Consider the following 23,438-nt stretch of genomic DNA (forward strand, 5'->3'; position numbering starts at 1 on the left):
TTAAGTTATTAATACATTACTTGAAGTTTGACGATATTCCCATTCCTGGGGCATTCATACCTTGATTCAGCAACGCCCGATCGTCATCACAGACCTCATCCAAGCTAACCTGGAACCGTTGGGGATTCCCTGTCCAAGAACAATTCTCATAGTTGGATTCACACTGATCGCTTATATTGTGGCATTTAGCGGCACTCGCGCCCTAGGAATACTGCACGCATTTTTCGTGTTCCCAGCAATTGGATTTCTACTGGTGTTTGGCATTCAAGGGATGGGGTGGTTAGCTTTATCTCCAGAGAGTCCCGGACTTTTCCCCAGCAGTTGGCCAACCTTAACCTTTGTGGACTGGGCTAAGTGGTCGTGCTTCGCGATCTACGGTACTTGCGCCTGCGAAACCGCTTCCTCTTTTGTCGCCGACAGCCGTCGTCCCAGTGAAACTTTGCGGTTTCTAAACTTAGCTGCGGCGCTAATTGTGCCAGTATTTCTAGCCAACTCCTGGGTACTAATGCGCTTAGCCACCGCTGAAGGACTGGGGGAAGACTCGTTTAAGAATTTATTAGCAGCCGCCGTACCATTTTGGGGCCCATCAGCTTCATTAATCGTGACACTGTTGCTGGCTTCAAGCTGTTTTCTAGCTTGCGCCACTGCGGTTTCTAACTCTCCCCGAATTTTGTACCAACTCGCTCTTGATGGATATGTGGCACCCGTTTTTGCGATCGTTTCCCGACGAGGTGTTCTGCAACCGGGCTTGATATTTTGCGTTTTAATTAATTTGATCGGTTTACTTTGGATAGATATAACTCGGCTATTGGTCATTGGTTGTGTTGCCTTCATCGTAATGTTAATGTCGCTCTATTTCGGACTCTGGCTGCGGCGAGGATCTCCAGAGGTACGATGGCCTTGGTGGGCATTAGGCTTCTTGATTTTTGATGGTGTGGTGTTGCTGGTTGGAGGCTTAGCTTGGAGTCGGGAAGATGTGCTGATTGGGTTGCTGTTTCCTGTGGTTATTTTCGTAGTGGATGCGGCTATCCGTCGCATTCCCTTTGCACCGTTTCATCCAGAATGGTGGATTCAGCGTTATCGGCAAGAGCGCAAGAGCTTGATACCAGATTTTGTGGCGTTTCAGGTTGTAGTCGCGATTTTACTGATTTGTAGCGCCGTTACTATCGGCTGGTTGTTTGGTATTCCCTTAGAGGCTAACTCAAGTCTTGCCTCTAATCTTTTGGTAGTGCTAGTCTTGAGTATCACCTTCGTCGGGGTAGCAGTTGCCTGTTGGACGAGCATATCCCAGGTTGTCTTAATGGACGAGGCACGAGAGGGAGCACAACAGCTTTTTACCATTGCCCTAGATGCTATTGTAGTGCTGGATGAAAAAGGTGTAATTCGTCAGACTAATCCCGCTGCTGAAAGCGTCTTCGGAATAGATATTTCAAGGCTAATTGGGTCTCACCTCAACAAATTACTACCCGGATTAGCGGCTCAGCCAGAGCAGTGGCTCAGTCGCAGCGAACAAACCCTCAACTTACCCGATGGAAACTCGCGCATCCTCGAAGTTGCCATCTCAAACCGATTCTCTCAAGAAGCTTCTCTTTCCAATCAGGATCTGCAAGAATATGTGGCGATCGTGCGCGATATCACCGATCGCAAGCAAGCCCAAGAAGCACTGCAAAAAGCTAATGAGGAACTAGAAATCAAAGTCGAGGAGCGTACATCTGAACTCACCCATACGGTGCAGCAATTGCAGAATGAGATTGAAGAGCGCCAGCGGATAGAAGCAAATCTCAGAGCTATGCAAAATCAAATTGTTGTCCAAGAAAAACTAGCTTCTCTGGGCAGTTTAACAGCAGGGATTGCCCACGAAATCAGAAACCCCTTAAACTTTGTCAACAATTTCTCAGAACTTTCTGCTGAATTAACAGAAGAACTGTCTGAAAAAATTGAAAATCAAGCAGAACGTTTAGATCCTGAAACCAGTGAGGATATTGCCGAGCTATTAACCGACCTCACAGCTAATCTTAAAAAAATCAATCAACACGGTCAAAGAGCAGACAAAATCGTTGGCAATATGCTTTTGCATTCGAGGGGGCAAAGCGGTCACTGGGAAGCTACAGATATAAATAGTTTATTGGCCGAATATATCAATCTAGCCTATCACGGGATGCGAGCGAAGGAAGCTGCTTTTAACATTACCATAGAAACCGACTATGACAATGACATTGGCGAAGTAGAGGTCGTGCCACAAGATATCGGCAGGGTTTTTCTTAACATTATTAGCAATGCTTGCTATGCAGCCTATAAAAAGCAGCAAGAAATCGGAGAAGAATTTTCACCGCTGCTTGACGTTAGAACTAGAAATCTTGGTTCCGCGATTGAAATCCGCATTCGCGATAATGGCTCAGGTATAGAACCAGAGGTACTCGATAAAATTTTCAATCCCTTTTTTACTACAAAGCCACCAGCGGAAGGTACTGGTCTAGGTCTTTCTATCAGTCAGGATGTTATCGTCCAGCAACATCGAGGAGAACTAAAAGTCGAAACAGAAGTAGGAAATTACACAGAGTTTATAATCATATTGCCCAAAAAAATTAGCCGAAATTAAGGAGGAAAAAAAATGAAAGTAATGGTTGTAGACGACGAGGAAGATATTCAGTCACTGTTCAAGCAGAAATTTAGGAAAGAAATCAAAGCAGGGCAAATTCAATTTCATTTTTGCCTATCAGCAGAGGCAGCTTTGACCTACTTAGAAAACCAGGAAGAAGCGTCTATAGTCTTGATTTTATCGGATATTAATATGCCCGGAATGAATGGGCTAGAACTGCTCAGGATTCTCAAAAAAAAGTTTCCCGATCTAAAAGTTTTTATGATTACCGCTTATGGAGATGAGAGAAATTACCAAACCGCAATAGCTTATGGAGCTGATGACTATATTACTAAACCTGTTAATTTTGATGTTCTGAAAAATAAAATAATCAATTTGGAGTAAATTCACAAGACCAAATAATTGCTAATTACTACCTTTTTCATTCTCCTCTATTATTGATTCCTTTTACTAGCAACTGAGAGCCTAATATGCCAGCAAAAATACTTTTTGTAGATGACGAGCCAGATTTAGAATCTTTAATTTCCCAGAAATTTAGAAAAAAGATACGCGCAGGAGAATACCAAGTTTTTTTTGCACATAATGGCGTAGAAGCGCTTTCAAAGTTGCGAGAGGAGCCGGATATAGATATTGTACTCACAGATATTAATATGCCAGTCATGGATGGCATGGCTTTGCTAGCGAAACTTAACGAGCTAGTTACTCTGGTCAAAACAGTAGTTATATCTGCTTATGGCGACTTGGGAAATATTAGAAAGGCAATGAATGGTGGGGCCTTTGATTTTTTGACTAAGCCTATAGATTTTCAGGATTTAGAAATTACTATTAACAAAACATTGCAGCACGTGCAAGAACTAAAAGAAAACGAACGCTCGCGCCAAGAAAGAGAGGATAAATTGCGGCAATCAGAAGTGCGAGAGCGAGAAAAAGCTATCCAACTAGAACTCGCAATGCAAAATTTACAGCGCACCCAAGCTCAGCTTATTCAGACTGAGAAAATGTCTAGCTTAGGACAGTTAGTTGCTGGTGTTGCCCACGAAATTAATAATCCAGTTAATTTTATCTATGGCAATTTAACTTATGTCAATGAGTATACTCAGCATTTATTGGGTTTAATCAACCTTTACGAGCAGCACGATGCTCATAATCACCCTGAAATCGAAGCTTTAATTAAGAACATAGAGCTAGAATTTATCAGAGAATATCTGCCTAAAATGCTATCTTCGATGAAAGTAGGGGCTGAACGTATCCGTCAGATTGTGCTGACGTTGCGGAACTTCTCGCGCCTTGACGAAGCTGAGATGAAACCCGTTAATATTCACGATGGCATCGACAGCAGTATAGTCATTTTGCAGAGTCGGCTCAAGCCTAAGCCTGATGGTCCACCTATTCAAATTATTCAAGAATATGGAGATTTGCCAAAAATAGAATGTTATGCCGGTCAGTTGAATCAGGTATTTATGAATTTGCTGAGCAATGCAATTGATGCCTTGAATCAGTATGATAAAAAACGCAGCCCGGAGCAAATTAAAAACGACCCAAGTACGATTACTATTCGTACTTCTATGCTGAATCACGATTGGGTAAGAATCAGTGTTAAAGACAATGGGCTGGGGATAACAAACGAGGTAAGAACCCATCTATTTAGTCCTTTCTTTACAACTAAACCTGTGGGTCAAGGCACTGGTTTGGGATTATCTATTAGCTATCAGATTGTGGTGGAGAAGCACGGCGGAGATTTGAAGTGTTTATCACAGCCAACAGAGCGGGGTGCAGAATTTGTGATTGAGATTCCCATTAGGCAGAATAATCGGGTAGATAGGAAGGAAACTTAAGGGGAATTAAACAAAAAATCAGGGTAAAGTCTGGTAAAGTCTCTAATCGCGATCGCACTTCCCCAATTTCTCTGTAATTTATGAAGCCTCCCAAACACAGAACGACCTAGCTGAAGCCCTCAATAGTAGGTAGATTTTGAGTGGTTTGTCAACTTGTCAGTGCCCCGGACTGGCAGAGGGTGAGGGCGCAAGCACGCCTTCACCCTTTGCCAGTTGCGTAAGTTTTGAACTAATAATTAATGACTAATGACTAAGGATTATCTTCCTCCGACGACGACATTTTTAATCCGCAAATGGGGGCCGCCGACACTTACCGGCAAACCGCTCTGGCCGCCTTTACCGCAACCGCCGTAGGCATAAACCGAGTCGTTTCCTATAGACTCAATATCCTTTAAAGTCTGAAATACATTGCCGCTTAAAGTGACATCGCTCACAGGTTCAGCCAATTTACCGTCGCGAATCATAAACCCTTGAGCCGCCGCAAAGGTAAACATTTCGCCGTTGGTTTGTCCTCCCAACATCCGCACTGCATACACTCCTTCGTCAATGTCGGCAACCATTTCGTCAAAAGAATGTTCGCCAGATTCGATCGCAGTATTAGTCATCCGCACCAAAGGCATAAAAGTAGCGCTCAGAGCCCGGGCATTTCCCGTCGGACTTTCGCCCATTTTGCCCGCAGTTTCGCGATTGTGCATCCGAGCCGCTAAAACTCCATTTTTAATTAAATGCTTGCACTGAGCGGGCACGCCTTCATCGTCGTATTTCAAAGTTCCCGGCAATCCCGGCACAGTTGCGTCGTCAATTACATTCAATTGTTCGATCGCCACAGGCTTGCCCAAAGTCAGCAATTCCTGCATTTTCGGGTTTTCGTAAATGCCGTCTGCTTCCGACAAATGCCCGAAAGCTTCGTGAATAAAAACCCCCGACAAATAAGGGTCTAAAATCACCGGATACTGGCCGCCTTTTACCGATTTAGCCTCTAGTTGGCCCACTGCTCGAACGGCCGCACTCTTAACACGATCTTCAATATTTGTCAAGACATCGTAATCCGAGCGCGAGTGAATCGACTCAAACCCTTGGCGGACTACACCGCCCTCGCCGCGGGCGATCGCCCCGAAACGCCCGGTCACGTCCAAGCGCTCTTGAGCGATGCAAGTACCTTGAGAATTCACAAAATAAGTAATCCCGAATCTGTCGCTGTAACCGGCCATTGTCGTCTGAATTCGCGGGTCATAATCTAACAGCAACTGATTGTAAGATTCGAGCAATTTCCGCTTTTCGGCTAAAGTAATAGAGCGCGGGTCGCGGCCCAATTCCACCGCTACATAATCTTGAATCGGGCTGACATCTGCTAGTAGAGTTTTTTCGCTGCCAACCAAACGAGACTGCACTACAGCTTCTTCAATGCGGTCTTTTAACTCAGCTAAACCGTTAAAAGTTACAAAACTCCAGCCGCCTTTGTGACAGGCGCGGATGCCGCCGGCGAGACTAAAACTGCGGTTGACAGCATCTAACTGAGGGCCGCGAAAACTAATCGCAGTTGACTCGCTTTGTTCGAGGCGAACTTCCAGATAATCCACGCGATCGCGGTAAGGTGCGATCGCTTCCATCAACTGTTCTTGCATCAAATTGCCCCTATGAATGATTAGCCGTAGCGCTGAAAAAAATTATTGCTAACCCTATTTTAGCTAATAACTCCCGTATTTCGGGTGCGCGCTGCCCCACCGCTGTGGTGCGGGAGCATGGCGCGTCCTACCCGATCTAGGGCGAGTCAGTCGATTTTAGATTTTAGATTTTAGATTTTAGATTTTAGATTTTAGATTTTAGATTTTAGATTGATCCGTCCTGAGCCTGCGCGTTGGAATGAATCCGGGGGCTTATGACCACATTACTTTCGGTCAGTCGATGGTAGATTTAAAACTTTTTCCATAGAATTGATGATGAGAGGCTTGCCGATCGCCCACGTTCGGCGGGTGCCCTAGAACACCACAAACTCGCGCCCGCTTGCGAAAAGCCCGGTATGCCGAAAATCTTGGATTTGCTTAAAAAAATCGAACTAAACTAAATCTATCTAAAGACGTAAAAAAATACCTTAACCCCCGGCAGATGGAATACTTTAAGGTTAAAAAATTCCAAATTTCACCGTATTTAGCAGCTATTTCGGCATCAATAGCAATTTTGGTCGGAGTTGGCATTTTAGATCGATCGGAACAGCGGCGGTTTTTTCACTACAACCGCGCTAGCACCCTCGATCGCCTCAGCACAGTCCGTTCTAAGCTGGAAGGATCTTTGAATTCTCGCCTGTTTTTGATGCGGGGTTTGGGGGCTTACCTTTCCAACAACCCAAACATCACCGAAGCTGAGTTTACAGCGACGGCGAGAATTCTGGTGGGACAGCAACCGGGCATTCGCGCCATCACTTTAGTTAAAGGCACGACGGTCGCTTACATTTATCCCCGGGAGGGAAATGAAACGGCGATCGGGGTTGACTTGACGGCGCTACCCGAACATCGGGAAATGGTCAAAGAGGTCATCGGCACCAAAAAAACTTTGCTTGCCGGGCCCGTGAAATTATTGGAGGGGGACGAGACTTTCATCAGCCGATCGCCGATTTTTCTCACACCCTCCGGCGTCGAGCCCGAAACAGGAGTTTACTGGGGCTTGACAGGTTTGATCATCGACAAAAATTCCCTGATTGAGGAAGCAGGACTCAACGACTCCTCAGCGAAGCTGCAATACGCTCTGCGGGGCAAAGACGGGAAGGGAGCATCCGGGCCTGTGTTTTTCGGTGACGGGTCAATTTTTCAGCACAATCCCGTGCTGCTGGAAGTGACTTTGCCCAACGGTTCCTGGCAGTTGGCAGCAATTCCGGCGGGAGGATGGCCTGCGAATTCGCCGTTTCGGGGGTGGCTGCTCTTTGGAGGCGACTTGCTGGCACTTTTGACTGGGGTGGCGGTTTTTAGCGGGGTGTACGGTCGTGCGAAACTGCGTTCCAGCGAAGTTAAGTACCGGCAACTCGTTGAGAATGCTAACAGCATGATTGTGCAGTTAGACAGTGAAGGCAAGATTACTTTTTTTAACGAGTTTGCTGAAACTTTTTTCGGGTATTCAGAAGCAGAAATCATCGGCAAAAGTGCGATCGGCACAATTATACCGAAAACAGAGTTATTTGAAAGTGACCTCGCGACAAAGATTCGAGACTGTTTGGCACAGCAGGAAAAATACTTCCAAAACGAAAATGAAAATATCCGCAGCGATGGAGAAAAGGTGTGGATAGCGTGGACAAATAAACCTTTACTAGACGCGAAGGGAAATGTGACCGGACTGCTTTGTATCGGGACGGATATTAGCGATCGCGTCTTAGCAGAAGCCGCGCTGCTTGAGAGCGAATCTCGCTATCGGGCAATTATTGAAGACCAAACCGAACTGATTTGTCGTTTTTTGCCGAGCGGAGTTTTGACTTTTGTTAACGATGTCTACTGCCGCTATTTCAATAAATCGCGATCGGATTTGGAGGGCCATACTTTTATGCCCTTAATGCCGGCCGAAGACCAAGAAATTCTCAGCCGCAGTTTCAGTTCTATAAGCCTAGAAAACCCCGTCGTTACCTGTGAACACCGCGTCGTTCTCGAAACAGGGGAAACTCGCTGGCAGCAGTGGACGAATCGGGGGATTTTTGACAGTACGGGCAGCTTGATTGAGTGTCAAGGAGTGGGGCGCGACATTAGCGATCGCAAACAAGCTGAAATCGCCCTACAAGCTTCTGAAGCGGAACTTCGAGCTTTGTTCGCTGCCATGAACGATGTAATTTTTGAGCTCGATATTGAGGGACGGTTCCTGAAAGTTGCCCCGACCAATCCCCAATTATTGTACAAAGAGACGGCGGAATTTGCCGGTAAAAAAATTAACGATTTATTCGCTCCAGAAAAGGGAGAATTTTTTTTGGAGCAAATTCGCACCGCCCTCGCTACAAATCAAACCTGTACTTTTGAATATAACCTGGAAATTGCCAGCGTACAAAAGTGGTTTGCCGCTACCATTTCGCCACTGAAAGAAAAAACTGCTCTGTGGGTAGCCCGCGACATTACAGAGCGCAAGCAAGCTGAAAATTGGTTAACCGGTCAAAAACAAATTTTAGAAATGATTGCTAAGGGCGCTCCTCTGGGCGATACTTTAAATACCTTAGTTGAAATTATCGAGCAGCAATCTAGAGATGTCATCGGTTCGATATTGCTTCTAGCTCCAGATGGCAAACATTTACTGCACGGAGCCGCGCCCAGTTTGCCCGACAGTTACAATGCGGCTATTCATGGCATAGCTATCGGCCCGGATGTCGGTTCCTGCGGCACTGCTGCCTTTACCCGCCAACAGGTGATCGTTACAGATATTGCCAGCGATCCTTTGTGGAAAAATTTTCGAGATTTAGCCTTGAGTTTTGGACTGAGAGCTTGCTTGTCTACTCCTATTTTCTCATCTCAGGGTCAGGTCTTGGGAACTTTTGGAATGTATTATTCCCAACCGCGCAGCCCCCAAACTTTTGAGCTGCAATTGATAGAAGCGATTATTAATTTAGCAGGAATTGCGATCGAACGTAACCAGGCAGAAGAAAGTCTCAAACAGCTCAATCAAGAACTAGAAAATAGAGTCAAAGATAGAACGGCTCAATTGATGCAAACTGAAGAACGCTGGCAGTTAGCACTCAAAGGCAACAATGACGGCATTTGGGACTGGAACTTGCAAACAGGGAAACTTTTTGTGTCCGATCGCTTTAAGGAAATCACTGGTTACGAAGATAGTGACATTAGCGATTACAATAAGACATGGAATACGAGTTTACATCCCGATGATTTAGCGATTGCTCAGCAACTTCTTCAAGAACACTTGGAGAGAAAAACGCCGCATTACATCACCGAATACCGCTTGTGGTGCTACAACAGCGCTTACAAATGGATATTGAGTCGGGGACAAGCTTTGTGGGACGCATCTGGAAAAGCAGTCCGCATGGTTGGTTCAATTACTGACATTACGGAGCGCAAACAAGCAGAGGAAGCACTGCGAGAAACCGAGGCAAGATTCCAAAAGCTGTCTGCTAATGTGCCGGGAATCATTTATCAATTTTTGTTGTGTCCCGATGGCTCTTTCAGTTTTCCTTACATAAGTGGTGCTTGCCGAGAACTTTTAGAGGTAGAACCAGAAGATGTTCTGAAAAATGCGGCTTTGGTAACAGATTTAATTCATCCCGAAGACCGCCAAAATCATGACGAATCTGTTGCTATTTCTGCCCAGAGTTTGCAACCTGGGCAGTGGGAAGGACGGATGGTGCTGCCTTCCGGCAACATTCGTTGGTTTCAGATAAATTCGCGTCCTGAAGCTAAGGACAACGGCGATATTCTTTGGGACGGCATCGCCGTTGATGTTACAGATCGCAAACAAGCTGAATTAGCTTTGCAAGAAAGCCAGCAGTTTATTCAAAAAGTAGCCGATGCTACTCCCGGTATTTTGTATCTCTACGACTTGGAAGAACAGCGAAATATCTACGCTAATAGTTCACTGCTAGGGCTTTTGGGCTATACCCGCGATGACATTACAGCGATGGATTCGTCAGTCATGCCTCAGTTAATACACCCCGAAGATTTGCCGAAAATTGTCAAACATCACGCGAGCTTTTTAGGAGTTGAAGATGGCGAAATTTGGGAAATTGACTACCGAATGCGGGCCGCAAATGGTCAATTTTTGTGGCTGCAAAGTCGGGATACTATTTTTAGCAGGAATCCTGACGGTCAGGCTAAGGTAATAATTGGATTTTGCCAGGATATTACGACTCGCAAGCAAGCAGAGGAAGCACTGCGACAAAGCGAGGCGCGAGAAAGAGAAAAAGCTCGAGCTTTAGAGTCCGCGCTGCTGGAATTGCGATCTACTCAAACTCAGCTCATCCAAACTGAAAAAATGTCTTCTTTGGGGCAATTAGTTGCTGGAATTGCTCACGAGATTAATAATCCAGTTAACTTCATTTACGCTAATATTGATTATCTCAACCAGTATACAAAACAGTTGCTCGATCTGGTGAGTCTTTACGCAGATGAGTATCCCGAACCTAATTCAATAATTGTGGATCGCATTCAAGAGATTGATTTAGATTTCATGGCTGAGGATTTAATAAAACTTGTGGGTTCAATGCAGGTAGGAACCGAGCGCATCCGGCAAATTGTGTTGTCCCTCAGAAATTTCTCGCGACTGGACGAATCCGCAATGAAGCCGGTCGATATTCACGAGGGAATTGAAAGCACTTTGTTAATTTTGCAGCACCGCTTGAAGAGTCGGGACAGTCGCCCGGAAATTGAAGTAATTAAGGAGTTTGGAAAACTGCCACTGGTGGAGTGCTATGCTAGCCAACTGAATCAGGTGTTTATGAATATTATTGCTAATGCAATTGATGCTATTGAAGAACGATATCAAAAGTTATCCGTTCGGGAAGCAGATACAAAGAGTGGCCACATTACTATTTCCACTGCTGTAACCCCCCAGAAGACTGTGAGGGTAGAAATTTCGGACAATGGTACGGGCATTCCCGAGGGGATAGTCGATCGCATTTTTAACCCGTTTTTTACTACAAAAGCTGTGGGGAAAGGTACGGGGTTGGGAATGTCTATCGCGCACTCGATTGTGGTGGAAAAGCACAAGGGCAAGATTGACTGTATTTCGTCCATAGGATGCGGAACAACTTTTAAGATTGAGATTCCGATCGACAAAGTGTAGAAATAGTAGGGGCGTCAGTCGATTTGAGATTTTAGATTTGAGATTTGAGATTTTAGATAGACTCCGCAGTGGTAGGGGGCGTCAGTCGATTTGAGATTTTAGATTGACTCCACAGTGGTAGTATGCGCCAGCAGTTCTTGATTTTCAGGCGCGCAGCCAGGGGCCATAAGCTGACTCACCCTACAATTTAAAGACTAAAATAGACGGAAGCTGCTAACGAAGCGGTGCTGCATCAAACCTTTAATTGTATAAAAATTGACATGATGGGATTAATCCTGGAAGCCCTGCAAGCAATGGGACACAATGTCCGCTGGATGTCTTGGAATTTGTTTTTGGCTTTAGTGCCGCTGGGCCTGAGTTTTTGGCTGTTCCGCAAACCTCGATCGCGCTGGCTGCTGTGGGGTACGGGCTTTCTCTTGGGCGCTACTTTTTTGTCCAGTACGCGCCCTGTTTTTGCCTATCTCAGGCACATAGTGCAAGATGTGGGCAAAACTTACGTTTTGGGGGCGATCGCGATTACGCTGGCACTGATGGCTGTAGACATCTGGGTACTGCGGCAGCGCGGAGTTCGCTCTCTCCGGTGGTGGGGCGGTTTTTTCTGGTTTATCGCATTTTTACCCAATGCGCCCTACGTTTTAACTGATATCATTCACCTGATCCGCCAGATTAAAGAGGGGAACTCGGTGTGGACTGTGACTCTGGCTTTGATTCCCCAATATCTCGCGTTTATGCTGATCGGGTTTGGGGCTTACGTGCTGTCGGTGATGAATTTGGGTTACTATTTGAAGCAACAGGGTTTGAGTAGATTTATCCTGGTAACGGAGATAACTATACACGCACTTTCGGCGATCGGCATTTATTTAGGGCGATTTATCCGCTTCAACACTTGGGACATTCTTACTAACCCCGATGCGCTGGTTAACAGTGTAATGAACGATTTGATAGGCAAGCGTCCGGTTTTGGTAATGGCTGTCACTTTTGTAGTAATTGCTGTTTTGTATTGGCTAATGAAACAAGTAATTTTAGGGATTAGCCAACGATTTTACCCCAGTAAATTGCAGTCGGACTTGGCCGGCGATAGCGCAACTTCTTCCAGCTAGAGAGATTTGAGATTTGAGATTAAAGAATTGATTCAACAGATGAATATAAGAGCTTGAACTAAACTCCCAAATTTTTGGTCTCCACCACTTAACTCGGAAAACAAGTTTCCGTCTGTGGGTGAGACAAATTTTTTCGGGAAACTTCGACATAAATTACTGCTGCAGTTTGTCACAAGACTTGATATGTTAGAACAGTCAAAGTAGTTTTGTAAACAGCAAAGATGAATCGATTTGACCGTCAGTTGTTGCAGAGATTTATTGCGATCGCCCAACCTTACTTTTATCCTTTAGAGCCGGGAGGCTGCAGAATTTTTTTAGGATTAGTGGCGCTGTTGTTGATATTTCTCTTCGCTGCGATGTTTGTGTTCGTCAGCGCTGTATGTTTGGGTACTCAAGTTTTATTTCCAGAGGCTTTTAACGGGGTTGCGGCTGGCTTAGCTACTTTGATAAAAGGAATTATCTACTCACCGACAATTGCGATCGTTGGTTTAATGCTAATTCTCCCAATGGCTGCTTTTGTCTTTTTCAGAAGCAAGTTGATACCTCGCTGGAAGCAGTGGGTAATGTTAGCTCTGCTGCTATTTTTGTCGCTTTCTGTTAGCGGAATTAACGTAATTATTAGCTATATTAGTAATTTTTTCACGACAGCACTGGCTGAAAAAGATCAGATGACTTTTTGGCGGTTTATGTGGGTTTATGCTGGAGTTTTTATTATCGGTACCCCGATAGTTGTTATTTACGGGTATACCCAAGAGAAACTGGGATTGTACTGGCGAGAGTGGATGACTGATAGTTTCCTGGGTAGTTATTTTCAAAACCGCGCTTATTACGAAATCAATTCTCAGAAGGAAATCGACAATCCCGACCAGCGGATTGCTGAAGATATCAAATCTTTCACTAGCACAAGTTTAGAGTTTTTGCTGCTGATATTGGGGGCAGTGATCGATATTATTTCTTTTACAGGCATTCTGTGGTCTATTTCCAAAGGTCTTTCGATCGGACTAATTATTTATGCTGTCTTTGGCACGGCAGTCATGGTAATTTTTGGCAAAAGGTTGATATTTTTGAACTTCAATCAGCTCTCCAAAGAGGCTGACTTTCGCTATGGATTGGTTCACATTAGGGACAATGCAGAATTAATTGCTTTTTACCGAGGAGAAGCACAGGAATCTGTTCAGGTGAAAGACCGATTTTTAAAAGCAGTTAGGAATTTTAATTTACTAATTGGTTGGCAGCGGAATTTGGGATATTTTAGAGTTGGCTATAGATATGCAACTTATATTATTCCCTCTTTATTCCTGGCTTCTATCTACTTTGCAGGTGAGATTAGATACGGCGATATTACTCAAGCTGAATTTGCTTTTCGTCAGGTTTCAGAAGCCTTTTCTTTGGTTGTATATAGGATTGAAAGCTTGAGTTTATTTGCAGCGGGAATTAATCGTTTAGCCACGTTTAATGAGTCTTTAAGAGATAAAAAAAGTGCTGCTAAACTAGACTTAAGAACAATCGATACAGTTATAAGTTCGCAATTGACACTGGAACACGTTACTTTAGATACTCCGCAGCATCAAAAAACTTTAATTAGAGATTTGTCGGTAGCCGTGCAGCCCGGTGAAGGACTGTTAATTGTCGGGCAAAGCGGTGCTGGGAAGAGTTCTTTGCTGCGGGCACTTGCGGGTTTGTGGGACGCGGGAACGGGCCGTTTGGCGCGGCCGGAATTGGGGGAAATGCTGTTTTTGCCGCAGCGTCCTTATATGATTTTGGGTAGTTTGCGATCGCAACTTTTGTATCCCAATACCAGCAGCGAGGTTGATGAGGAAAAATTGCGCCGCGTTTTGGCATCAGTAAACTTAGCCGATTTGCCGGACAGATTGGGCGGTTTTGATGCGGATTTAGATTGGGGTGAGATTTTGTCGCTGGGAGAACAGCAACGTTTAGGTTTTGCTAGATTGTTATTGACGGAACCGAGATACACTATTTTGGATGAGGCGACAAGTGCTTTGGATTTGAAGAACGAGCAACATTTATACGAACAATTGCAAGCCACTAAAACTACGTTTGTGAGTGTCGGCCACCGATTGAGTTTAGTGAAATATCACCAGCAGGTTTTGGAACTTGTGGGCGATGGGAGTTGGCGGCTGCTTTCGGCCCAAGAATACCGCGCTAGTGCGACAATTTTTGGCTGATACAGTGCTGCTTTCAAAAATTGTGAATTTACCCGGTTTTGGGTTCGCTGTGGGTTGTGGTGCGGTTGGATATTTATGGTTTGGTGCTATAAATTCAGCGCCGCGCCTCCACTGTACCATAGGTTTTATGGGTAGGAAATAGCAACAATTAATGCCGCTAAACTCCCCGTTCCTCATACCATCTTAGATTAAAGAATAGAAGAATTAAAGAATAGAAGAATTGAAGAATTGGGAATGACTGATTGTGTATTGGTTTTGAGCTTGCCTACAGTTGCATTTTTTTAACTGGTATCACAATCGATAATTGGGTATAAATATCTAAAACTGCCAAAACAACAAAAAGCAAGCTGAACGTTGGTAGATTCGATTCAATTGCTCGCCCGCGAGAACTCACACAATATAATAGAAGATAGATTTTTAGTATAGACGAGATTCCTACCTTGACTACTCCGATTCCTCAAAACTTTGTGCAAACGATCGCCAAACAGCGCGGTGTCACAGATGCCGAGTTAGAAACTCTGTTTATGGCTCTCGACGGTCAATCTACAGCGACGATCGCCACAAAGCTTGGCATTAGCGACATCGCCGTTCGCAAAAGACTCGGCGAAGTTTACAAAAAGTTTCAGATCGGGGGGAACGGCCCTGGAAAGCTTTCGGAATTGAGGCATCAGTTGCTGTTTTCATACCACATCGATCAGAGAACGAGCGATTTTAGTCGAGGTAAAGGCTCCCTATTGAAGATGGCGCTCGGACACCGACAGGAAGATTGGGGCCAAGCACCGGATGTTTCGGTTTTTTACGGACGGACTGAAGAATTAACTACTTTAAAGCAGTGGATTGTATCAGATAATTGTCGCCTGGTAGCGCTGCTGGGTTTGGCTGGTAGCGGCAAAACAACTCTGTCGGTGCAGTTGGCAAAACAGGTACAGAATGAGTTTGATTTTGTGATTTGGCGATCGCTGCGATCGACACCCGCACCATCCGACTTCCTAGGAAGCTTAATTCAACTTTTTTCTAATCAACAAAAACCCGATGTGCCGCTAGACCTCAACAGCCAAATTTCGCGCTTGGTCGAGTATCTGCGGAAACACCGCTGTCTGGTAATTTTAGACGATTTTGAAGCGGTTCTCAGACCCGAAGAATTAGCGGGGCACTACCGGGAAGACTACGAAGGATATCGAGATTTAATCGTGCGGCTGTGTGAGGTCAATCACAATAGCTGTTTACTGCTAGTTAGTTCGGAAGAGCCTACGGAACTGGCTTTGCTGGCGGGAGAAAAAGTGCGGTCTTTAAAACCTGCTATTTCCGAGGAAATAGCGCGGGAAATTTTCCAAGAAAAAGGTTTGTCGCCTCAAGAGCAAGAGTTGGAAATCTTGTTATCCCGGTACGGAGGCAATCTGTTAGCATTAAAGATTGTAGCGACAACAATTAACGAGTTTTTTGAGGGGAATGTTTTAAAGCTTTTGGAAGCTACGGCTTTATTTATTGAAGAACATATCAGCAATTTGCTCGCGCAGCAGTTCGATCGAATGTCGAGTTCTGAACAAGAGATTGCCTACTGGATTGCTATTGCTCAAATCCCGATTTCCCTGGCGACTTTGCGATCGCAGATGTTGGTCAATTCATCGCTTTCAGATTTGCTGAAAAATCTCGATTCTCTGGGTCGTCGCTCACTGATTGACAAAATTAGTGAGGGCGGGGAAACTGTTTTTATGCTTCAGCCTTTGATCGTGCAATATGTGGCAGACCGATTAGTCGATCAGATTCGAGCGGAGGTTTTGGAGACGGTTAAGACGCAAGGAATAGAAAGAATACGGCTGTTGAAAACTCACAAATTGAGCATCAACATTGCTAAAAGGAAAGGGAATAAAGGCGAGCCAATTAGCTCTATTTTAGAATTAGTAAAAAATCGGCTGCAAGTTTTGTTTGCGAAAACAATAGGCTCTGAAGAACCGCTAAATATCTTGAATAAAGTTGCCTCTGATCTGGAGGATAAATCCATTCTTGAGGTGGGATATGCTAGGGAGAATCTGGCGCAGATTATTTCCGAAATTCAGGGCTAACAAAAAAGCGATCGCCCTTTGACAAAAGCGATCGCCCAATTTTCAACACAAACAGAGTTCGATAAAGTTATTTGACAATGCCAAAAACCGATGCAGATTCAGACCCTGTAATTTTGTCCAAAGCAGGCGATTTTTGAGCTTGGGCAATCTTGGGAACCAAAAGTTGATTCGCATAAATCCGAGGATTTTGTTGAGCAATTTGGATGTAAGATTGGCGGACTTCTGCGTTGACTGCGACAGTCTTGGCATCGTAGACTTGCATCGCCATGTTGGGATAAAAACCAATGCCGACAATTGGTATCAAAAAGCAAAATGCGATCGCCACTTCCCGAGGTTTAGCATCAATAAACGGTGCATCACCCGGCAAAACGCAACTATTACCAAAACAAACCGCTTCATCCAGATTGTTTCTCTGATTCTGCAAATTGAGATCCTCAAGGTCGCAAGCCGCTAGTCTCCCACAGTTGTAAAATAACTGTCGCAGCATCGAGAGCAAATAAATCGGCGTCAAAATCAGTCCTACTGCGGCCAGGAACACTGTCACCGCGCGGAAAGAACCGCTGTACATATCGCTAGTTGCGACGCCCACAAACACTGAGAGTTCGCTAGCAAAACCGCTCATTCCGGGGAGTGCCAAGGATGCCATCGCACCTACGGTAAACAAGGCAAACACTTTCGGCATGACTTTCCCAATCTCGCCCATCTCGTCCATGATCATTGTATGGGTGCGATCGTAGGTAACGCCAGCCAGGAAAAACAATACTGAGGCGATTAAACCGTGGGAAATCATTTGCAACAGCGCCCCGTTGATTCCCAAATCCGTGAAGGAAGCAATACCCAACAACACGAATCCCATGTGAGAAATCGACGAATTCGCTAAGCGGCGCTTCATGTTCGATTGGCCGAAGGAATTCAGCGCGCCGTAGATAATATTGACCACGCCGAGCACCGCCATAATCGGTGCAAAGTAAACGTGTGCTTGGGGAAGAAGTTCCAAATTCAGGCGAATCAGTCCGTATCCGCCCATTTTCAGCAATACGCCGGCCAGAATCATCGATACGGGAGAAGATGCTTCACCGTGGGCATCAGGTAGCCAAGTGTGGAAGGGGAAAATCGCCAGTTTCACACCGAAGGCAATCAGCAATCCCGCATAAAGCAGTAATTCTAAACTCAGTGGGTAGTCCTTCAAGCCTAGTTCTACCATGTCGAAGGTGGGGGTGCCTCCGCCGTAGAATGCCATTGCTAAGGCAGCTATCAAAATAAAGATGGAAGCGCCTGCGGTGTAAATCAAGAATTTGGTAGCTGCATAGCGACGGTTTTGTCCGCCCCAAATCGAGATTAGGAGGTACACCGGAATTAGTTCTAGTTCCCAGACGATGAACAGCAGCATGATGTCTTGGGCGACGAAGACTCCTATTTGTGCGGAGTACATCACCAGCATCAGGAAGTAGAAGAGTCGCGGCTTGCGATCGACTTCCCAGGCTGCAAAGATTGATAGCGTCGTCACCAATCCCGCCAACAGTACCAACGGCACAGACAGCCCGTCAACGGAAACAGACCAGTTGAAGCCTAAAGAAGGTATCCAGGGATATTGTTCGACGATTTGGAAAGTAGAGATGCTGGGATCGTAATGAGTCCAAAACACCCAGCACATTAATACAAAATCTGCAATGCCTACGCCTAGGGCATACCAGCGCACGGTTTTGCCGTCTGTATCGGGCACAAAAGGGATGGCGAGGGCAGCTACCAGGGGTAGGATGACAATTGCGGTCAGCCAAGGAAATTGATCCGCTATCATAGTGAGAATAAATACTTAGTTGGAAGTTACCAAAATTATAATACGAAAGTTAATTAAAACTTAAGATTTATTCATAAATATTTTTTATATCTAGGGCGTGTCATTAATTAGGTTGGTTGACAAAACAGAATTAACGTGTAGTGAGTAGCGATCGGAGGGTTAAGCCAGCCCAATGACTGAGGCTGCCAGTAGCGCCGTGTCATCGGGTTTTCCTGAAGCTTGAGTGAGCGATCCGAACCCTACGCACATTCGCCAGCTTTTGTCAACTCGGCTCTCTTGGATTTGTGGTGGGAAGTGTATCGAAAAGTACAAAAATTGGGTAATAAAATCGCTGAAATTCTTACCCAGAGACACATAAGCTATATCAATCACCGGATAGCCAGGAGAGCCGTCAACTCTCTTTTAATTGATGACACACCCTAGATAAACGCAAAGCAAAATATCACGAATTGCTACACAAGTCAATTGATTTTTGATTTTTGATTTTCGATTTTCCAGAAATCGGACAATATCTTTCCGAAAGCAACACATCTTTAGTAACTACATTCACAGCCCCCGCAATTAAATTACCAAAATAGCGGCAACCATCCACACAAGTAGCAGCACCGTGAGTAGTTCGAGAACTTACTGCTGATTTCTCTAGGACTTCCAAAGAAAGGATTTTTCGCATAAAACAAAGGCACGGGAGCTAAACGCATAATCGAACCATTTCCAGCAGTATGAGCATCGGTAGAACCGCAGAAAGGTTGTCTTTTATCTTCAAATTTTCCAAGTGCTTGTCGAACCGTATTGCCAATATTAAAACATTTGCCTGTACTGCTAAAATGACCATGTTGCCACCACCGCCGATAAGTGTCTAATTGATGAAATGGATTGAAACCTTGTTTCTCAATCAAACTTTCAGCTAAACAAAGTGCCATCGAAGTATCGTCCGTCCACTCGCCCGGTTGCAGTCGAAACGGGCCACCGCCAACCATATCGTTAATAGGCGCAAACGTTCCGGGGCGATGGAACTCTAAAGTTGTTCCGAGAGCATCGCAAACTGCTAAACCGAGAAGACTGCCGCGATAACGTTCTATTTGCTGCATATAGTAATGGGGAATTGGGAATGGGGAATTGGTAATGAGTAATTCAGGATTTATGCACCGATAGAAGAAACCGGGTTTTTTACCGAATCTGCCGGTTGCAACGAAGTATTGTTGTAAAAAAACCCGGTTTCTAGACCCCCATGCGTAAGTCCTATAATTGTCTAAAGTGCGCGCGGAGTGCCCGGCTAATGACTAATGACTAATGACTAATGACTAATGACTAATGACTACTCAGGCTAATATTGATGTTAACCTGTCCCTACCTGAACTCAGACCTGTCCATGACACCCGATGCCACCGCCGGAGCCACTTCCGCCCCTGCCACTCAATCAACACCCGAAGTCAGCTTGGAGCTGCAAGTCCGACTCAAAACCGAAGATGGACAGCTACTGTTGCTACTCCCCCCAGAAACCAATAGCGAACCCGCAACAGCCTCCGCCTCTACTTGGACTGAACTTTGGCAGCAGCTAAAAGTCAGGCTGAACGCAGGAGAACGCTTTTGGCAGGCAAATGCCGAAGTACAATTGATGGCGAACGATCGACTTTTAGATATCCGCCAACTGCAAGAAATCGCTGATGCCCTCTCCGAAGTGGAACTGCAACTCAAACGTGTCCACACCAGTCGCCGCCAAACCGCCGTTGCCGCAGCTACAGCAGGCTATTGTGTAGAACAGCAGCCTCCGGTTTCTTCCCTGAATAAAGCCACTGCCGAAAAACCTCAATCGCTGGCGGAACCTTTATATTTGCAGATGACAGTGCGATCGGGCGTAGAAATTCGCCATCCAGGCACCGTCGTAGTTTTGGGAGACGTAAATCCCGGCGGCTCAGTCATCGCCGGAGGCGATATCCTAGTTTGGGGCCGTTTGCGGGGAGTCGTGCACGCCGGTGCCGGTGGCAATACCAAAAGCGTGATTATGACCTTGCAGATGGAACCGATGGTGATTAGGATTGCTAAGTATGTTGCCAGAGGCCCAGAAACCTCACCCGCTCAGTTTTTCCCGGAAGTCGCCTATGTGACTCCTCAAGGGATTCGGATCGGTAGAGCCTCTGATTTTGACAAATCGCAGTTAGTCGGGGGTAATGGTTAGTTGACAGTTGACAGTTGACAGTTGACAGTTGACAGTTGACAGTTGGCAGTTGACAGTTGTTAGTTGGCATTTGTTAGTTGTTACCAATTAGCAATTACCAATTAGCAATTACCAATTAGCAATTACCAATTACCAATTACCAATTAGCAATAACTAATCTAAAAATCGCTTATGGCTCGCATTATTGTTGTTACATCAGGGAAGGGCGGGGTAGGAAAAACCACCTCCACAGCCAATCTCGGCATGGCTTTAGCTAAGCGGGGACGCAACGTTGCCGTAATTGATGCCGATTTCGGTCTCAGAAATTTGGACTTGCTGCTGGGCTTAGAAAATCGGATTGTTTACACGGCATTAGAAGTTCTCGCTGGAGAGTGCCGATTAGAGCAAGCTTTGGTGAAAGATAAGCGGCAGCCGCGCTTGGTGCTGTTGCCGGCGGCCCAAACTCGGATGAAAGATGCCATCAGCGCCGAGCAGATGAAGCAGCTTGTGGGGATGTTGGGACCAAAATATGACTATATTTTGATCGACTCTCCTGCTGGAATTGAACAAGGTTTTCAAAATGCGATCGCCCCGGCCCAAGAAGGGATCATTGTCACCACTCCCGAAATCGCTGCTGTCCGCGATGCCGATCGAGTCATCGGGCTGCTGGAAGCCAACAACGTCAAGAAAATCAACCTGATCGTCAACCGGATCAGACCCGCAATGGTGCTGGCAAATGATATGATGTCGGTGCAAGACGTGCGGGAAATCCTCGCCATTTCGCTGTTAGGCGTCGTTCCCGACGACGAGCGCGTCATCGTTTCCACCAACCGAGGCGAACCATTAGTATTGTCGGAAACGGCCTCTTTAGCTGGAACTGCCTTCGACAATATTGCCCGTCGCTTAGAAGGCGAAAAAGTTGAATTTCTCGATCTAAATCCCCGTCCCGAAAACTTCTTTACTCGCCTCCGCAAGTTCTTAAATACTAAAATTATGTGATGTGCTTATTGGCGATCGATCTTTAACAGCAGCGACCGCATCACAAAAACTAGCCCAAATTTTCCCCCAGTGACACCAGTTCCCAAAAAGAATGAAACTGTAGACCACCTCCCAACCTGACGGGAATCACTGATTCCCCCATCGAAAATCGAAAATCGAAAATCGACCCCATCACAAAAACTAGCCCAAATTTTCCCCCAGTGACACCAGTTCCCAAAAAGAATGAAACTGTAGACCACCTCCAAACCTGACGGGAATCAGTGATTCCCCCATCGAAAATCGAAAATCGAAAATCGAAAATGGTATGACGTTTTCTATGCCTAACCCTTGACAAACCAGCCCGACCCATGATATACACACTTCTCGAACGACTTTTCCCGCGCACCCCTGACAACAGCCGCGACGAGGTAAAACGGCGCCTCAAACTGGTTCTAGCCCACGATCGCTCAGAACTCAGCCCAGAAATGGTTGAGTCGATGCGCCGAGAAATTCTAGAGGTGGTATCTCGCTACGTGGAAATCGATACCACCGGGTCTGAGTTCTCGCTGGAGAGCGACCAGCGGGCCACAGCACTAATTGCAAATCTCCCGATCCGGCGAGTCAGACTCGAACATCCACCGAAGAATTTGCCCGATAATTTGCCCGATAATTTGCCCGATAATTTGCCCCCGAATCGGCCAGAGAATCGACCCGAATATGTACCGGAGTATGTAGTCGAAATTCTCCCCGACACTACGGAGTGATAAGGATTGAGCTTTTATTGTCAGGCAAAGAGTTCGATTCGAGCCGATCGGCATTTAAATTAAACTATAGCAACCGCTTTCGTCGGTTAGAAAATAGACTAAAATTAGTGGCCAGTTTTGCAGAGCGATCGCGCAGACTTTTGGGCCCAAACTGTACATTTATACCTCCTTCATCAGGCCATCCGAGCGATCGAGTTAAATGGCATAAAGAAAATCGAAGTTGCTCCAGAGTTGGGAATCCGTCGCAACACCATCGACGCCACAAGTCGATGGTATTGCAACACAGGAGACTTCCCAGCGGAGGGCCTTGTGGAAACGGCCTGGTAATGGTCACTGGCATCACAAAACAGAGTCAAGTTCCGAGAGTTTGTCAAAATACACAAGCACAATAACCCAAGCTGAGATTACACAACTGTGGGAAGCAGGGCATGATTGCTTTGTACTCATACAAAAAAAAATAATTAAGAGTTGTAATCCCTATTGACATCTGCACAGTTAGCTAATATTCTTATTATTTAAGATTTAAAATTCTCCCACTATTTCCAGCAAAAACTTAATAAAGTTTTCCAGTCCGCGCCTCCCTCCATAACCACTTCTAATTCTAATAAAGAGGAAGATTGAATCATGGCAGTATCTCTGACAAAAGGACAACGGGTATCGCTTGAAAAAATTTCACCCGGTCTCTCAGAAGTATTCGTAGGACTGGGATGGGACGTTAAAGCTACAGACACGGGCTCTGACTTTGACCTCGACTCATCATTGTTCCTCTTAGGTGCTAACGAAAAATTAATTTCTGACAACCACTTCATTTTTTACAACAATCTCACAAGTCCAGATCCCGACAAATCAGTGCAGCACCTGGGAGATAATCTCACGGGGGCGGGCGAGGGGGATGATGAAGTTATCAAAATCAACCTCAAAAAAGTGCCTAATGATGTCCAAAAAATTCTTGTAACTGTAACCATCCATGAAGCACAGCAACGCCATCAAAATTTTGGTCAGGTGCAAAATGCCTTCGTGCGGCTCGTTAATGCCCAAACACAACAGGAAGCTGTTCGCTATGACCTGGTAGAAGATTATTCCATAGAGACAGCGCTGATCATGGCTGAACTCTACCGGAAAGACGGCGAGTGGCGTCTCAATGCAGTGGGATCAGGTTATCAAGGTGGTTTACAAGCATTACTCGATCGCTATAGCTAAAAGG

General features: G+C 45.5%; 14 protein-coding genes. 11 read left to right on the forward strand and 3 right to left on the reverse strand.

The features are described from left to right. Positions 1 to 61 precede the first annotated feature (61 nt). The 3 genes from QUB06_RS18315 to QUB06_RS18325 all read left to right on the forward strand — a co-directional run bounded on the left by QUB06_RS18315 (position 62) and on the right by QUB06_RS18325 (position 4,434). On the forward strand, positions 62 to 2,599 hold the full coding sequence (locus QUB06_RS18315; protein WP_333436487.1) for an ATP-binding protein: 2,538 nt from the start codon (positions 62 to 64) through the stop codon (positions 2,597 to 2,599). Positions 2,600 to 2,611: 12 nt separating this feature from the next. Then, on the forward strand, positions 2,612 to 2,983 hold the full coding sequence (locus tag QUB06_RS18320) for a response regulator (RefSeq protein ID WP_333436488.1): 372 nt from the start codon (positions 2,612 to 2,614) through the stop codon (positions 2,981 to 2,983). Between the two features lie 86 nt (positions 2,984 to 3,069). Continuing rightward, positions 3,070 to 4,434: an ATP-binding protein gene (locus QUB06_RS18325; protein ID WP_333436489.1), complete on the forward strand. Its 1,365-nt coding sequence runs from the start codon at positions 3,070 to 3,072 to the stop codon at positions 4,432 to 4,434. Between the two features lie 257 nt (positions 4,435 to 4,691). Here QUB06_RS18325 and QUB06_RS18330 read toward each other — a convergent pair whose 3' ends face one another. Beyond that, a complete protein-coding gene (locus tag QUB06_RS18330; RefSeq protein WP_333436490.1) occupies positions 4,692 to 6,059 on the reverse strand; it encodes a TldD/PmbA family protein in 1,368 nt (455 codons plus the stop codon). A 481-nt stretch (positions 6,060 to 6,540) separates the two neighbouring features. On the opposite strand from QUB06_RS18330, the gene QUB06_RS18335 reads away from it, so the two are divergent. From QUB06_RS18335 to QUB06_RS18350, 4 genes are all read left to right on the forward strand, one after another. Continuing rightward, positions 6,541 to 11,190: a PAS domain S-box protein gene (locus QUB06_RS18335; protein ID WP_333436491.1), complete on the forward strand. Its 4,650-nt coding sequence runs from the start codon at positions 6,541 to 6,543 to the stop codon at positions 11,188 to 11,190. A gap of 260 nt (positions 11,191 to 11,450) precedes the next feature. After that, positions 11,451 to 12,290, forward strand: coding sequence for a DUF1361 domain-containing protein (locus tag QUB06_RS18340; RefSeq protein ID WP_333436492.1), 840 nt, complete (start codon positions 11,451 to 11,453; stop codon positions 12,288 to 12,290). Between the two features lie 221 nt (positions 12,291 to 12,511). Further along, positions 12,512 to 14,476 carry an ABC transporter ATP-binding protein/permease gene (locus tag QUB06_RS18345; protein WP_333436493.1) on the forward strand — a complete coding sequence of 655 codons (1,965 nt, stop codon included), beginning with the start codon at positions 12,512 to 12,514 and terminating at the stop codon, positions 14,474 to 14,476. Between the two features lie 440 nt (positions 14,477 to 14,916). Beyond that, positions 14,917 to 16,539: an NB-ARC domain-containing protein gene (locus tag QUB06_RS18350; protein WP_333436494.1), complete on the forward strand. Its 1,623-nt coding sequence runs from the start codon at positions 14,917 to 14,919 to the stop codon at positions 16,537 to 16,539. A 67-nt stretch (positions 16,540 to 16,606) separates the two neighbouring features. On the opposite strand, the gene QUB06_RS18355 is transcribed toward QUB06_RS18350, so the two are convergent. Together QUB06_RS18355 and QUB06_RS18360 are read right to left on the reverse strand one after the other, a co-directional pair. Further along, the gene (locus QUB06_RS18355) at positions 16,607 to 18,337 is read right to left on the reverse strand and encodes an NAD(P)H-quinone oxidoreductase subunit 4 (RefSeq protein ID WP_333436495.1); all 1,731 of its coding nucleotides are present in this window, start codon (positions 18,335 to 18,337) and stop codon (positions 16,607 to 16,609) included. 566 nt (positions 18,338 to 18,903) lie between these two features. Continuing rightward, positions 18,904 to 19,425, reverse strand: a complete 522-nt coding sequence (locus tag QUB06_RS18360) for an ADP-ribosylglycohydrolase family protein (protein ID WP_333436496.1) — start codon at positions 19,423 to 19,425, stop codon at positions 18,904 to 18,906. Between the two features lie 281 nt (positions 19,426 to 19,706). Between QUB06_RS18360 and minC the strand changes: the two genes are divergently transcribed. From minC to QUB06_RS18380, 4 genes are all read left to right on the forward strand, one after another. Next, positions 19,707 to 20,513 (forward strand): septum site-determining protein MinC, encoded by an 807-nt coding sequence (minC, locus tag QUB06_RS18365; protein ID WP_333286912.1) that lies wholly within the window; start codon positions 19,707 to 19,709, stop codon positions 20,511 to 20,513. Positions 20,514 to 20,684: 171 nt separating this feature from the next. Beyond that, complete coding sequence (minD, locus tag QUB06_RS18370) at positions 20,685 to 21,491, forward strand: septum site-determining protein MinD (RefSeq protein ID WP_333103449.1); 807 nt, start codon at positions 20,685 to 20,687, stop codon at positions 21,489 to 21,491. Positions 21,492 to 21,838: 347 nt separating this feature from the next. After that, entirely contained in the window at positions 21,839 to 22,234 is a 396-nt protein-coding gene (minE, locus tag QUB06_RS18375) for a cell division topological specificity factor MinE (RefSeq protein WP_445251397.1), read from the forward strand. A gap of 624 nt (positions 22,235 to 22,858) precedes the next feature. Next, the gene (locus QUB06_RS18380) at positions 22,859 to 23,434 is read left to right on the forward strand and encodes a TerD family protein (RefSeq protein ID WP_333347657.1); all 576 of its coding nucleotides are present in this window, start codon (positions 22,859 to 22,861) and stop codon (positions 23,432 to 23,434) included. The last annotated feature ends 4 nt before the right edge of the window (positions 23,435 to 23,438 follow it).

Origin of the sequence: Microcoleus sp. D2_18a_D3 (assembly GCF_036702455.1) — a bacterium.
GTDB lineage: Bacteria > Cyanobacteriota > Cyanobacteriia > Cyanobacteriales > Microcoleaceae > Microcoleus.

Excerpts from the sequence above, each read along its gene's own strand:
- QUB06_RS18320 (WP_333436488.1), top strand. The coding sequence starts at position 2,612 with ATGAAAGTAATGGTTGTAGACGACGAGGAAGATATTCAGTCACTGTTC.
- QUB06_RS18325 (WP_333436489.1), top strand. The coding sequence starts at position 3,070 with ATGCCAGCAAAAATACTTTTTGTAGATGACGAGCCAGATTTAGAATCT.
- QUB06_RS18330 (WP_333436490.1), bottom strand. The coding sequence starts at position 6,059 with ATGCAAGAACAGTTGATGGAAGCGATCGCACCTTACCGCGATCGCGTG.
- QUB06_RS18335 (WP_333436491.1), top strand. The coding sequence starts at position 6,541 with ATGGAATACTTTAAGGTTAAAAAATTCCAAATTTCACCGTATTTAGCA.
- QUB06_RS18340 (WP_333436492.1), top strand. The coding sequence starts at position 11,451 with ATGATGGGATTAATCCTGGAAGCCCTGCAAGCAATGGGACACAATGTC.
- QUB06_RS18345 (WP_333436493.1), top strand. The coding sequence starts at position 12,512 with ATGAATCGATTTGACCGTCAGTTGTTGCAGAGATTTATTGCGATCGCC.
- QUB06_RS18355 (WP_333436495.1), bottom strand. The coding sequence starts at position 18,337 with ATGATAGCGGATCAATTTCCTTGGCTGACCGCAATTGTCATCCTACCC.
- QUB06_RS18360 (WP_333436496.1), bottom strand. The coding sequence starts at position 19,425 with ATGCAGCAAATAGAACGTTATCGCGGCAGTCTTCTCGGTTTAGCAGTT.
- minC (WP_333286912.1), top strand. The coding sequence starts at position 19,707 with ATGACACCCGATGCCACCGCCGGAGCCACTTCCGCCCCTGCCACTCAA.
- minD (WP_333103449.1), top strand. The coding sequence starts at position 20,685 with ATGGCTCGCATTATTGTTGTTACATCAGGGAAGGGCGGGGTAGGAAAA.
- minE (WP_445251397.1), top strand. The coding sequence starts at position 21,839 with ATGATATACACACTTCTCGAACGACTTTTCCCGCGCACCCCTGACAAC.
- QUB06_RS18380 (WP_333347657.1), top strand. The coding sequence starts at position 22,859 with ATGGCAGTATCTCTGACAAAAGGACAACGGGTATCGCTTGAAAAAATT.